General features: G+C 70.8%; 11 protein-coding genes. 6 read left to right on the top strand and 5 right to left on the bottom strand.

The window, feature by feature from the left end:
* Positions 1-494, bottom strand: a 494-nt coding sequence (locus tag GT042_RS12310) for an ATP-binding protein (RefSeq protein WP_202532682.1), incomplete at its 3' end; no start/stop codon positions are given.
* A 158-nt stretch (positions 495-652) separates the two neighbouring features.
* The gene (locus GT042_RS12305) at positions 653-1,510 is read right to left on the bottom strand and encodes a dienelactone hydrolase family protein (RefSeq protein WP_202532683.1); all 858 of its coding nucleotides are present in this window, start codon (positions 1,508-1,510) and stop codon (positions 653-655) included.
* A 547-nt stretch (positions 1,511-2,057) separates the two neighbouring features.
* Between GT042_RS12305 and GT042_RS12300 the strand changes: the two genes are divergently transcribed.
* The 4 genes from GT042_RS12300 to GT042_RS12285 all read left to right on the top strand — a co-directional run bounded on the left by GT042_RS12300 (position 2,058) and on the right by GT042_RS12285 (position 5,509).
* Positions 2,058-3,263 (top strand): M48 family metallopeptidase, encoded by a 1,206-nt coding sequence (locus GT042_RS12300; RefSeq protein ID WP_345943750.1) that lies wholly within the window; start codon positions 2,058-2,060, stop codon positions 3,261-3,263.
* A 75-nt stretch (positions 3,264-3,338) separates the two neighbouring features.
* On the top strand, positions 3,339-3,947 hold the full coding sequence (thpR, locus tag GT042_RS12295) for an RNA 2',3'-cyclic phosphodiesterase (protein WP_161308759.1): 609 nt from the start codon (positions 3,339-3,341) through the stop codon (positions 3,945-3,947).
* Between the two features lie 160 nt (positions 3,948-4,107).
* A complete protein-coding gene (locus GT042_RS12290; protein WP_161308762.1) occupies positions 4,108-4,281 on the top strand; it encodes a CsbD family protein in 174 nt (57 codons plus the stop codon).
* A 523-nt stretch (positions 4,282-4,804) separates the two neighbouring features.
* Positions 4,805-5,509, top strand: a complete 705-nt coding sequence (locus GT042_RS12285) for a Crp/Fnr family transcriptional regulator (protein WP_161308758.1) — start codon at positions 4,805-4,807, stop codon at positions 5,507-5,509.
* 115 nt (positions 5,510-5,624) lie between these two features.
* Here the strand turns inward: GT042_RS12285 and GT042_RS12280 are convergent, their stop codons facing one another.
* From GT042_RS12280 to GT042_RS12270, 3 genes are read right to left on the bottom strand one after another with little or no spacing between them, the layout of a single operon-like run.
* The gene (locus GT042_RS12280) at positions 5,625-8,144 is read right to left on the bottom strand and encodes an ATP-binding cassette domain-containing protein (protein WP_161308757.1); all 2,520 of its coding nucleotides are present in this window, start codon (positions 8,142-8,144) and stop codon (positions 5,625-5,627) included.
* On the bottom strand, positions 8,141-9,142 hold the full coding sequence (locus tag GT042_RS12275; protein ID WP_161308756.1) for an ABC transporter permease: 1,002 nt from the start codon (positions 9,140-9,142) through the stop codon (positions 8,141-8,143). Before GT042_RS12275 ends, GT042_RS12280 begins: the two co-directional genes overlap by 4 nt.
* A complete protein-coding gene (locus GT042_RS12270) occupies positions 9,139-10,722 on the bottom strand; it encodes an ABC transporter substrate-binding protein (protein WP_161308755.1) in 1,584 nt (527 codons plus the stop codon). The genes GT042_RS12275 and GT042_RS12270 overlap by 4 nt, the downstream gene beginning before the upstream one ends.
* 183 nt (positions 10,723-10,905) lie before the next feature.
* Here GT042_RS12270 and GT042_RS12265 point away from each other — a divergent pair, with 183 nt between their 5' ends.
* Both GT042_RS12265 and GT042_RS12260 read left to right on the top strand, forming a co-directional pair.
* The gene (locus tag GT042_RS12265) at positions 10,906-11,622 is read left to right on the top strand and encodes a PIG-L deacetylase family protein (protein WP_161308754.1); all 717 of its coding nucleotides are present in this window, start codon (positions 10,906-10,908) and stop codon (positions 11,620-11,622) included.
* Between the two features lie 95 nt (positions 11,623-11,717).
* Positions 11,718-12,101 carry a VOC family protein gene (locus GT042_RS12260; protein ID WP_161308753.1) on the top strand — a complete coding sequence of 128 codons (384 nt, stop codon included), beginning with the start codon at positions 11,718-11,720 and terminating at the stop codon, positions 12,099-12,101.
* Positions 12,102-12,147: the final 46 nt, after the last annotated feature.

Here is a 12,147-nt window from a genome sequence, read left to right as displayed (position 1 = left end):
GTGAGCAGGACGGCGACCCGGCCGCGGGCGGGCAGGCGGCGGGCCGCGAAGGCGAGCGCCGCGCGGGACGCGGGATCCCAGGCGTGGGCGTCGTCCACCTGGACGAGGAGGGGTTCACGGGCGCCGAGATCCGTCAGAAGGCCGAGCAGGGCGGTTCCGGCGGGCCCCGCCCGTACCCCGGCGGCGAGCGGGAGGGGAGGCGGCACGGGTGCCCGTAGCGGCGCGTTCGGCGCCGAGCAGAGAAGTGCGTGCAATCCGCTGTACGGCAGGAGCCGTTCGGTAGCCGCGGCCTCGGCGCGCAGGACCGTACCGTCCGTGTGTACGGCGGCGGTGTGGTCGAGCAGTGCGGTGCGGCCGAGGCCCGGTGGCGCGGTCAGTACGAGCGTGCCGCCGTGACCGGACCTCAGGCGGTTCAACAGCGCGTCCAGGATGGCGAGTTCACCGCTTCGGCCGTACAGCGGGCGTGAACTACGCACGGTCGTCGATGAGTTCATCTCCGTGACGTTACTTGTGCGTAACGGAGGCCGGAAGGCCCGCGTCCACGGGCGTGCGGCCCGTGGCGCGGGTCTTGGGCGCCGACCCAGCCGGGCCGGCGCCGCGCTGTGCGCCGGCACAGCCGAACGGTCGGTGGGTCAGTGGTGCGGACGGTGGGTCAGGAGTGCGGGCAGTTGCCCCGGTACTCCTCGATGGTCAGGCTCGGCCTCGGCAGCGGGCAGAGGAACTGCTCGTACCGGGTGTCGTCGTCGATGAACCGCTTCAGCCACGAGATGCTGTACTTCGCGATGGTGGTGTCGGAGGAGTTCGGCGTGAAGTGCGTGGCGCCGTTGAGCTCCAGATACGCCTTGTCCAGCGAGCTGGGCAGCGAGGTGTAGAACGGTTCCGAGTGCGAGGACACCGGCGCCACGGTGTCCCCGTCCGCCCCGATGATGAGGGTGGGCGTACGGACCTCGGGCCAGGACTTGTCGGTGTTCCAGCCGGTCAGCGGGATGGCCGCCTGGAGGGACGGCCGGCTCTTCGCGGCCTCCAGGGTGCCGCCGCCGCCCATCGAGTGCCCCATGACTCCCAGACGCGCGGAGTCGATGCGGGTGCGTACCGACGAACGCTCCGTCAGATAGTCGAGTGCGGCGAGCAGTTGGCGTCCCCGGCTGTCCGGCTGGTCGAGGGTGGTGTTGGTGTCGATCGTGAAGACGACAAAACCCTGGGAAGCGAGCCGGGGACCGAGCCACGAGATGCTCGACTGGGTGGCGGTGAAGCCGGGCGAGATCACGACGGCTCCGAACGTGCCGTCCGCGGTGCTGGTGGGGTAGTAGACGGTCCCGCCGCCGAAACCGGTGACGCTCAGCGAGGAGACGGAGGTCTGCGAGACCGAATAGGAACCACGGGCCGCCTCGATGCTGGAGACGGACGGCGCGGGACCGCGCTCGTACGGGTTGGCGGCGGCCTGGGCCCCGGCGGTGCCGGGAACCAGGGCGGCGATCAGCGCGGCGGCGGTGATCCCGCCGGCCCACAGTGTGCGCGGGCCGGACCGGGCGGGACGACGGGGACGGAGGCGGGGGCGGACTGGGGTACGGGCGTCGGAGAGCGGGTGCACTGGGGGGCCTCTCGGTCGTGGCGGGACCACTCCGGAACCTCGGACGCCCCGGGTGGACACCGCCGTACGGACTGACGGAGGCCACTGTCACCGCCCGAACGGTCCCCAGGCATCGGCGAGTTCACCGGTCATGGCGGAAGCCGCCATGCGGGCTGTCGCCGCGCGGGACGAGCCGGTGCCCGCGCGCAGGTCGGCCGGAAACAGTGGCGCCTCGACCTGCGGCGTCGGATGTGAAGGCGGTGGCCGGGCAATCCGTTGGCCCCCTGGGCAGCTCATATGGTGAGATCACCGAACCACCGAACGCGGGTTGACACGGTCGGTGTCCCGGGGCGCGGTCAGGTGAACGGGGGCCGGAGCCGACAGCCCGGCCGGGGAGTGGGGGATCGTGGGAACACCCGGTGTCGTCGTGGAGCAAGTGGAGTCGTGCCCGGAATGCGGTGCCGGAATGCCGGTGAATCGTGGGTTCGTGACCTGGTGTGCCACGTGCGACTGGAACGTCGATCCCGGCGCGCCGGCGCCTGCGGCCGGGCGTGTCGATGCCCTGCGTCGCCGCCTGGCCCGGCGCCACGGCCGGTGGCTCGCCGACGAGATGGCTCGCGGCGAGAGCCTGCGCCCGCACCGCGACGCCTCCAGTGTCCTGGCGTACGTCATCGCGCTGGCCGTCCACGCCGGCATCGTGATGCTGACGGCCCTGGGCGCTGTACTGATCGTCGCGGGTTGGGACACGGTGGTCCAGCCGATGCTGGGGATCGGGTTCCTGCTGCTGGCGGTGACCGTACGGCCCAGGGTCGGCCGCCTCCCCGAGGAAGTACCGGTGCTGACTCGGGACGACGCGCCCCGTCTGTTCGCTCTCGTCGACGAGGTCGCGGCGGTCGTCGGCACGACAGGTGTCCACCGTGTGGTCGTCCTGCCTGACGCGAACGCCTCCGTCGGCACGTACGGGGTGAGAGGCCGCCGTGTGCTGTACCTCGGCCTCGGCCTGTGGGAGATCCTCACGCCCGCGCAGCGGGTCGCGCTCCTCGGCCACGAACTCGGTCACTACGCACACGGCGACACCCGCCATTCGAAGGTCGTCGGCACGGCCCTGCGGACGCTCGCCTTCCTGGTGGACGTACTGACGCCGGACGCCCCCCACGGGTTCCTGGCCCGTATCGGGGCGGTGATGCTGCTCACGCTGCGCGCGGCGGTACTGGGCGTCCTCGTCCTCCTGGACCATCTGACGCTGCGGGCCTCCCAGCGCGCCGAATACCTCGCCGACGCGGCGGCCGGCCGGGTCGCCTCCCCGTCCGCCGTCGTCGAGCTGATGGATCTCCTCCTTGTCAGCGACACCGTCCGGGACAAGCTGCGGCGGGAGTCGGTGCGCGCGCACACCGGTATCGGGGGACAGCGGCCCCGCGACGCCGAACAAGGACTGTGGGAGCGGCTTGCCGCGCAGACCGGGGCCGTCCCTCCCGAGGAGTACGAGCGGCTGCGCCGGGCCGGTGAACGGCGCGGCCACAGCGCGGACTCGACGCATCCGCCCACCCATCTGCGCCGGCGGCACATGGCCGAGGCCGAACCGCGCGGGGCGCGTGTGACGTGTGACGACACCGCCGCGCAGGCCATCGCGGCGGAGCTGGCGCCGGCGCGAGCGAGCACGGCACGGCATGTCATCCGGGACTACGCGGGCTGAGCCCCCCTCCCCCGCACCTGGGGCCACTCGGTCCGTACGGTCCGCCCTCCCTCCGGATGCTGTACGAAGAGCGGTGTGAACGAACCGACTCGGCCCGCGACCATTCGCGTATTCATCGCCCTCGCGCCGCCGGACGACGCGAAAGAGGAACTCGGGCAGAGGTTGCGCCCCGCGTACGACACGCACCCTCAGATGCGGTGGAACCGCGTCGAGGACTGGCACATCACTCTGGCGTTCCTGGGGGAACTGCCGGCCGGGACGGTCCCGCTTCTGCGTGGGCCTCTCGCCGGCGTCGCGGCACGCCACCGGCCACCCCGCCTGGCGCTGCGCGGCAGTGGGAACTTCGACGACCGGGTGTTGTGGAGCGGTCTGGACGGCGACCTCGACGAACTGCACGCCCTCGCCACCGACGTGCGTACCGTCGTCAAGGAGTGCGGTGTCGTCTTCGAGGACCGGCCTCTGCGTCCCCATCTGACTTTGGCTCGTGCGCGTCGAGGGGATCAGTCCTCGGTCGGGGAGATCGCCGAGACGTTCGCCGGATTCACCGGCCGCCGGTGGTCGGCCGAACGTCTGCACCTGGTCGGCAGCAACACCGGCCGGAGCCCCGGACCGATCCACTACCGCGACATCGAGGCGTGGACCCTCGGTGACGTGGACTCCGGCGGATCTCGGAACGACACGTGATCGTCCCGGATCTCCCACGGAGTGCGCGGGTTCCCGGCCGGGCCGGCCGTACGAGTGCCCTGGAGAGCGGCGCGGGCGTTTCGGAGGTTTAACCGGGGGCGTATGGGCGAGGCGAAGGGTGTCCAGCGTTACTCGACGAGCACGGCAGGACGTGAGCACGATGAAGGACAACGAGAAGACCGAGGCGAAGGTCGAGCAGGCCAAGGGCAAGGTCAAGAAGGTCGCCGGCCGCACGGTGGGCAACGAGCGCATGACCGCCGAGGGCCGCGCCGAGGAGTCGAAGGGCGACCTCCGGCAGGCGAAGGAGAAGGCGAAGGACGCCTTCAAGCACTGACGCCCAGGGATTGACCAGCGGGCGCCCAGAAGGGCACGCCCGGCGTGGGAGGGGCCGACCAGCACTGCTGGTCGGCCCCTCCCGCGTTGTCGCGCCCGACGGCCTGCGCAGACCATCGGGCGCGATACACATCGCCAACCGCATCGGCAGCCCCAGCCGTCACATCCGTCGGGCCGCCCGCCGCGACGGCACCGAGAAAACACACTGAGCGTCGTCCGGAACTCCACCGGCCACCGAGAGTCCGAACAGGGGTGTCGCAATCCCCGGGATGCGCAGTGGATACCACGACATCAAGATCAGGAAATTGGCACGAACCATTTCCGCGTGCAATTCTTTGGCATGTCAAAAATCGACCGGAGATGTTTCATTTTTATCCGCCCGTTGACAGATCCTCGCCTTGCCAAAGCTATTGACAACCCTATCATTAAGGGATGATTATAGGGCATCGTCACGACCGGAGGGGGGACGGGGGGTCCCGGCATTCTAGTCCCGCATTCGATGCTCGCGATCCCCCTATATCATCATGAGCCTGACCGCGCAAGCAATCGGACAAATGAAGTTCACGGACCGGATCGTCGAGTCGCTTCGGCCGATTCAGCAGACGCTGCCGATCATTGCGATCCCCCGGGGCAGCCACATATACAACTGCACGGAGAACGACCGGAGCCTCTATCTGGTGAAGTCCGGCCAGGTCAAGACGGTGATCGTGACGTCCACGGGTAAGCGATGTTTACTCGATCTCTACATCGCCGGCGAGATTTTTGGAGAACTTTGCATGACGCGGATCAGCCGCGTCGAAACCGCCGTGGCGATGGCGGACACCGAGCTGCTCAGAATTCCGTACAGCAAATTCTTCGAAATGCTGAATGCGGGAGGCCTCCTCGAAGAATTCGCCGAGCACCTGGCCAATCGCCTCTCGGAACGCCAGCGGGTGATTGTCGACTTAGTCACCCTGGAAAGCGAGTTACGGTTGGCGGCCCGTCTGCTCCAGCTCTCGCACCGTTTCGGGCAGACGCACCAACGGGGGTTGAAGATCGGCGCCCGCCTCACCCAGGAAGAACTGGCGGAGATGGTGGGGACCACGAGGTCCAGGGTCGGGTATTTCCTGAAGAGGTTCCGTGAGGCGGGGCTGCTGGAATCCAGCAACGGCTGGATCACCATCCGCAACGAAGCAAACCTGGCCGGGTACATCGAGGCGCGCCTCGGTCTGAGCGGTGCGGTCGCGTAGCAGCTCTTCGCGGCAGCTCTTCGAAGAGAAGATCTGGTCTCCGGTTCTCGCTGGACTCCGACACCGGGAACGACCCCCGAGCCGGCCTCGCCGGACGGTGGCCGCTCCCGGATCGTCACACCGCCCGGGCGGCGGGAAGATGCCGCAACCGTCCGTCGGCCACCTGCGCGACCCTCCCCCCGATGCGCTCCACCACCAGCCGGTCGTGCGTCACCACGATCAGCGCCACTCCGAGCTCCCGGCACAGCTCGTCGAGCAGCGCGAGGACCGAGAGTGCGGTCGTCCGGTCGAGGGCGCTGGTGATCTCGTCGCACAGCAACACGTCGGGGCGGGCAGCCAACGCCCTTGCCAGTGCCACCCGTTGACGCTCACCGCCGGACAGTGCGGCGGGCCGCCGGCTCAGGTGTTCGGCCCCGAGGCCGACCTGCTCGACCAGCGTCAGCGTCTCCGCCTCCACCTGGTCCGCGGGCACGAGCCCGAACTGGCGCAGCGGACGTCCGACGATCCTGGCCACGGTCTGCCGGGGATTGAGCGAGTCGTACGGATTCTGCGGGACGAGTTGCAGCAGCCTGCGCTGGAGCGGGCTCCTCCTGCCCACCTGCCCCGCCAGCACCTCGCCCGCCATCCGGACCTCACCGGCGGTCGGTACCACCAGGCCGGTGATCGCCCTCAGCAGGGTGCTCTTGCCGCTGCCCGAGGTACCCACGACGCACAGGCGGCCCCCCGCCGGGACGGTCAGCGACGCGTCCGAGAAGATCCGGCCCGCGCCGGGCCGCTCGGCGCAGAGCCCCACGACCGACAGCGGCGCCGCGTTGTCCAGGGCGTTGTTCAGGGTGTCGTCCGGCGCGTCATCCGCCCCGTCGTCCGTCTCGGATGCCTCAGATGCCTCGGCCGGCTTGTGCGTATCGGTCTGCTTGTCTGTTCTGTTCAGTCGGTCGAGTTGCGGGCCGGAGCGCACGACCCGGCCGCCGCTCATCACGACAACCGTGTCCGCGGCCTGCGCGACGGCATCGAGGTCGTGCGAGATGAGCAGGACGGCGGTGCCCGCCTTGCGGCACAGGGCGACCACCTCCATCACCAGCCGGGCGGTGTTCTGCGGGTCGAGTGCGCTGGTCGGCTCGTCGAGGACCAGCAGCCTCGGCTCACGGGCCAGGGCCACCGCGATCGACAGCCGCTGGAGCTGGCCGCCGGACAACTGGTGCGGCTTGCGGGCCAGGAACGCCGGGTCGTCGGGCAGGGCGACGCGGCACAGCGCGGACCTGGCCTTCTCCAGCCGTTCCCCGGCCGGTACGCCCAAGGCGCGCAGCTGTTCCCCGATCTGGTCGGCGACCTTCAGGTTGCCCGGCAGCGAGGTGCGCGGGTCCTGGGCGACGTACGCGACGGTGCGTGCGCGGAGGCGTGCGAGGTCGCGGCGGCCGAGGCCCTCCAGGTCGGTCCCGAAGAGCCGGGTGGTGCCGGACGTACGTTCCAGGCCCGGGTTGGTGTGGCCGAGCAGGGCCAGCGCGGTGCTGGTCTTGCCGCTCCCCGAGTCGCCGATCAGGGCGACCACCGTCGCGGCGGGGACGGTGAGGTCGACGCCGCGGACAGGCTCCAGACCGGTGCTGGTGGCCCGCAGGCGCAGGCCTCGTACGGTCGCGGCCGTGTCCGGCACATCCTCGGATCCCTCCTTGGGCCCCTCCTCGGACGCACCCCCGAGCGGAACCCTCGGCCCGGCCTGGGCGGCCGGTGCCGACGCGGCGGTCGGTACGGCATCCGTGCGCGCCGGGCCGCGTTTGCGCCGGGGCGCCGGGGCGGCGAAGCCGAGGCTGTCGGAGAGCCGGCCCACCGTCAGCAGCAGGGCGAGCAGGAGGGCGGCGGGTGCCAGGACGGCCATCGGCTGGAGGGTCAGGCCACCTTGGTTCTCCATGATCATCAACCCCCAGTCGGGGGTGGGGGGTTGGGCGCCGAGGCCGAGGAATCCGGCGGTCGCGACCGCGTACGCCGTACCTGCGAAGCGCACACTGGCGTCGGCGGCCAGGGTCCTGAGCAGATTGGGCAGCACTTCGCGGGCCAGGATCGCCGCTGTCGACTCGCCCCGGGCCAGGGCCACTTCGACATAGTCGTGGGCGAGGATCTGCGTGGTGGTGGCCCGTACGATCCGTGTGATGTCGGGCAGCATCACCGCGACCACGGAGACGGCGACCCCGAGCAGGCCGGGCCCGGTGCCGGTGGCGATCACCGCGATCAGCACCAGCGGCGGCAGGCCCATCAGCACGTCGGCGCAGCGCAGGATCAGCGTGGCCACGAAGCCGCCGCGATACGCGGCGAGCATGCCGGCCGTCACCCCGATGAGGTAGGCGACCAGCAGGACCGCGACGGAGAGCAGGACGAGGGTCCGGCCTCCCGAGAGCACCCGGCTGAGCACGTCCGCGCCGAGGTGGTCGGTGCCCAGCGGGGTGTCGGCGCTGCTCGGGGCGTACGGCATCCCGGCACCGACCCGGGGGTCCTTGGGGGCGAGCCACGGGCCGCACAGGGTCAGGGCCACCAGCAGGCCGAACACGATCGCCGCGACCGGCCGCCTGCGGGCCGGGGCCTCGCGGGGCGGCGCTCCGGCCGGCGCGGGCGGTTCGGTGACCGGGTGGGAGACGAGGGTCACTGGGGAATCCTCCTCAGGGGGTCGAGCAGCGTGCCGAGCACGTCTCCGAGCAGGTTCGCCAGTACGGTCACCAGCGCCACCAGCAGGGCGACGGCCTGGACGGTCGGCACGTCGCGGCCGGCGGAGGCCTGGACCAGTACCGAGGCGATCCCCGGGAAGCCGAACAGGGTCTCGGCGACGAGGGCCCCGCCGACCAGCAGGGACAGATAGCGCGCCAGGAGCGGGATCACCGGCGGGAGGGCGGCGGGCAGGACGTAGCGCAGGATCAGCCGGTGCTCCGGCACGCCGTTCAGACGCGCGGTGGTGACGGCGTCGCCGGTCGCCACCTCGACCACTCCGGCCCTGACCAGGCGAGCGTTGTGGGCCAGGCAGCCGACCAGCAGGGTGACCACCGGCAGGACCAGGATGTCGGGGTTGCCCAGCAGCCCCTCGCCGGGGCGGAGCAGGGACACGGCCGGCAGCAGGTCCAGCTGGACGGCGAACACCAGGACCAGGATCGTGCCGGTGACGAACTCCGGGACCGACAGCAGGGTGAGGGTGGTCGCCGAGATCATCCGGTCCGGCAGGCCGCCGGCGCGCAGTCCGGCCCAGATGCCCAGGCCCACGGCGAGCGGCACCAGCAGGGCGAGGGTCACCCCGGCCAGGACCAGCGAGTTGCCGACCCGGGCGGCGACCAGGTCGGAGACCGGGGTGCCGGAGACGTACGAGGTCCCCAGATCGCCGCGCAGGACGGCGAGCAGCCAGTCGCCGTACCGGACCAACGCGGTCCGGTCCAGGCCGAGTTCGGCGCGGCGCGCGGCCACGGTCTCGGGGGCCGCGTCGGGCCCGAGGGAGGCGGCGGCCGCGTCGCCGGGCGCGGCCTCGGTGGCGACGAAGACGATCGCGGAGACGGCCGCCAGCACCAGGACGCCGGTGAGGAGCCGTCTGGTCAGGAGAGACCGCAGCGACCCCTGGCCGGAGCCAGGAGTCGCGGGGGCTTCGAGTATGTTGTCGGTCATGCCAGGTAGGCGTCTCGGAAGCTCGGGAACGTCGGGTAGCCGAGCGATTTGACGCCGTGCACCTTGGGGGTGGCGGCGGCCAGGACCGGCGCCTTCGCCCAGACCAGGTCGCCGCCCTCCTCGTAGAGGTAGTGCTGGATGTCGCCTATGGAGCTCCTGCGCTGCTCGTCCGAGACCGCGGACCGGACGTTGGTGACCAGGTCGTCGATCTTCGGGCCCGCGACGCCGGTGAAGGGCAGCAGCGCGTCCGTACCGTAGAAGAACAGCACGTCGAGCGGCAGCGGCCGGGGCTTGCGGTTGGCGGACTGGAACTTGGCGCCGATGAACACCTTCGGGTCGGCGAAGAAGTCTCCGGCCGGCACCTTGTCGAGACCGATGGAGATGCCGGCCTTCTTCGCCTGCTCGGCGAGCACCGCGGCGCCCTCCGCAAGCCCGTACTCGTAGTCGCTGGTCCTGATGGTCAGCGAGAGCTTGTCGACGCCGGCCTCCTTGAGGAGACTCCTGGCCTTGTCGGGGTCGTACTGACGCTGCGGCAGATCCTCGGCGTAGAAGGGCAGGAACTTGCCGAAGAGGTCGTTGCCGACCTCGCCGAAGCCGAGGGTGACGCGCTCGACCATCTGCTCGCGGTCGACCGCGTACTTGAGCGCCTGTGCCACCCGGGCGTCCTTGAACGGGTCCTGGCTGCGCTTGAGCATGGCGCCGAAGTTGGGCCACTCCCACTTGGGCGGGATGATCAACTGCACGGCGGCGTTGGCGCGTTCGCTCTTGCCCGCCACGAGCGAGATGCTCGCCGCGTAGTCGATCTGGCCCGCCTTGAGCGCGTTGAGCCGGGCCGCGCCGTCCGCGATGGAGACGAGTTCGAGTTCGTCCAGGTACGGCCCGGCGCTGCCCCAGTAGTTGGGGTTGCGCTTGAGGGTGGCGCCCTGTCCGACCCGGTGCTGCTGGAGGATGAACGGACCGCTGCCCGGGACCTTGTCGAAGTCCTTGGTGCCCGCCGGGACGATGAAGATGCCCTGGGTGAAGACCAGGTCGAGGAAGCCGTGGGGGCGCTTCATCACCAGGACGGCGGTGAGTTCATCCTTGCGCCGGGCCTTGGGGAGGTCGAGGTCCGCCAGCAGCGGGGCCTGGTTGGCCTGGGTGCTGACGTACGTGCGCAGCGTGAAGAGCACGTCGTCGATGGTGAGCTTCCGGCCGTCGCTGAACGTGACGCCGCTGCGTACCTTCAGCGTCCACTCGGTGCCGTCCGCGTTGGGCGTCAGGCTCTCGGCGAGCTGCATCTCGGTACGGCCGTCCGCGTCCAGGACGCACAGCTCGTCGTAGATCGCGCGGGCCCGGACGTAGTCGATGGGGGTGTTCGCGGCCTTGAGCACGTCGGCGGTCTCGTTGCTGCCCCCGATGAAGGCGGCGCGCAGCTTGCCGCCGCGCTTGGGCGCGCCGGTGGGTTTGCGGTCCGCCGCGGGGGTCTTGTCGTCGTCCGAACCGCAGGCGGTCAGTAGCACCGCTCCCGCGGCGCCCACCGTGATGCCGGTCGCTGTCCGCAGCAGCGTCCGTCTCGACAGTGTGGGCCTTGAGTCCGTCATGGTTCCTCCTAGTTCGCCTTCTGCGCTGGGCCGGGCGCGCCAGGAAGATATCCACTTCAAACGTCCACGCTCTGCGCAGCATTGAGCATGGAACCGGACGAACCGCCAGGCCACGCTCACGACCGCCGGGCCACGCTCACTTCGGAGCAGAGCGACGCGCGGAGGCGTGCGAATCTGCGCCCCATGACTATCCAGCTTCAGGAGATGCCGGCCGACTTCGACCGGGTGCTGTGTGTGGTCGCCCATCCCGACGACATGGAGTTCGGCGGTGCGGGCGCGGTGGCCGCGTGGACGTCGGCGGGCAAGCGGGTGGGATACCTGCTGCTCACGCGTGGCGAGGCGGGGATCGACGGGACGGAGCCGGCGAAGGCGGCGGCGGTACGGGAGGAGGAGCAGCGGCGCGGAGCGCGGATCGTGGGGGTGGACACGGTGGAGTTCCTGGACCATCCGGACGGCACGCTGGAGTACGGTCTGCCGCTGCGGCAGGACATCACGGCGGCGATCCGCCGGCACCGGCCGGAGCTGGTCGTCGGCTACAACCACCGGGATGCCACGCACACCCGGCGCTGGAACACGCCGGACCACCGCCACGCGGGCCGGGCGCTGCTCGACGCGGTGGGGGACGCGGGCAACCGGTGGATCTTCCCGGAGGCGGGCGAGCCGTGGGGCGGTGTGCGGTACGCCGCCATGGTGGGCTCCCCCGAGCCGACCCACGCGGTGGACGTCACCGGCTCGGTAGACAGGGCCGTCGCGTCGCTGGAGGCGCACGCCGCCTACCTGGCGGAGCTGGGCGGCGGGGCGCCCGTCGACGTACGGGCGCCGCTCACCGGGCTGTTCCGGGCGACCGGTGAACGGTTCGGGGGCCGGCTGTCGATCGCGTTCGAACTCGTGGTGGGCTGAGGCGCGTGACGGGCTGAGCGCGCCCGTCGCGAACGGGCCCGCGGATGCGCAACTTTGGCCGGACGGCGTGCGACGGGCTCCCTACGCTTTTCGGCATGGCTGCTATCCCATACACGAAGTACGAGGACGTCGCGCGTGCGCTGGAGTGGCTGACCGAGGCGTTCGGGTTCACCGAACAACAGCGGTTCGCCCACCCGGACGGCCCGGTGTTCCACGCGGAGATGCTGACGCGCGCCGGTGATCCGGTGTACCTGGCCGGGCCGGGTGACGGCTACGAGTCGCCGGGCACCACGGGCTACCGCAGCGCGATGGTGTCGGTGGACGTCGAGGACGTCGACGCCCAGTACAAGCGGGCCGAGGCGGCCGGTGCCACGCTGGTCTTCCCGCCCACCGACACGCCGCAGGGCACGCGGATCTGCAAGGTGGAGGACCTCGAAGGGCACGAGTGGTTCTTCAGCCAGAAGCTCACGACCGGCTGACGGGGCAGGCGCCGGAGCCGTCAGCCGTCAGCCGTCAGCCGTCAGC

Source organism: Streptomyces sp. SID3212 (assembly GCF_009865405.1).
Lineage (GTDB): Bacteria > Actinomycetota > Actinomycetes > Streptomycetales > Streptomycetaceae > Streptomyces.
The sequence above is the reverse complement of the archived record's forward strand: the minus strand, read 5'-3'. Positions and strand labels throughout refer to the sequence as shown.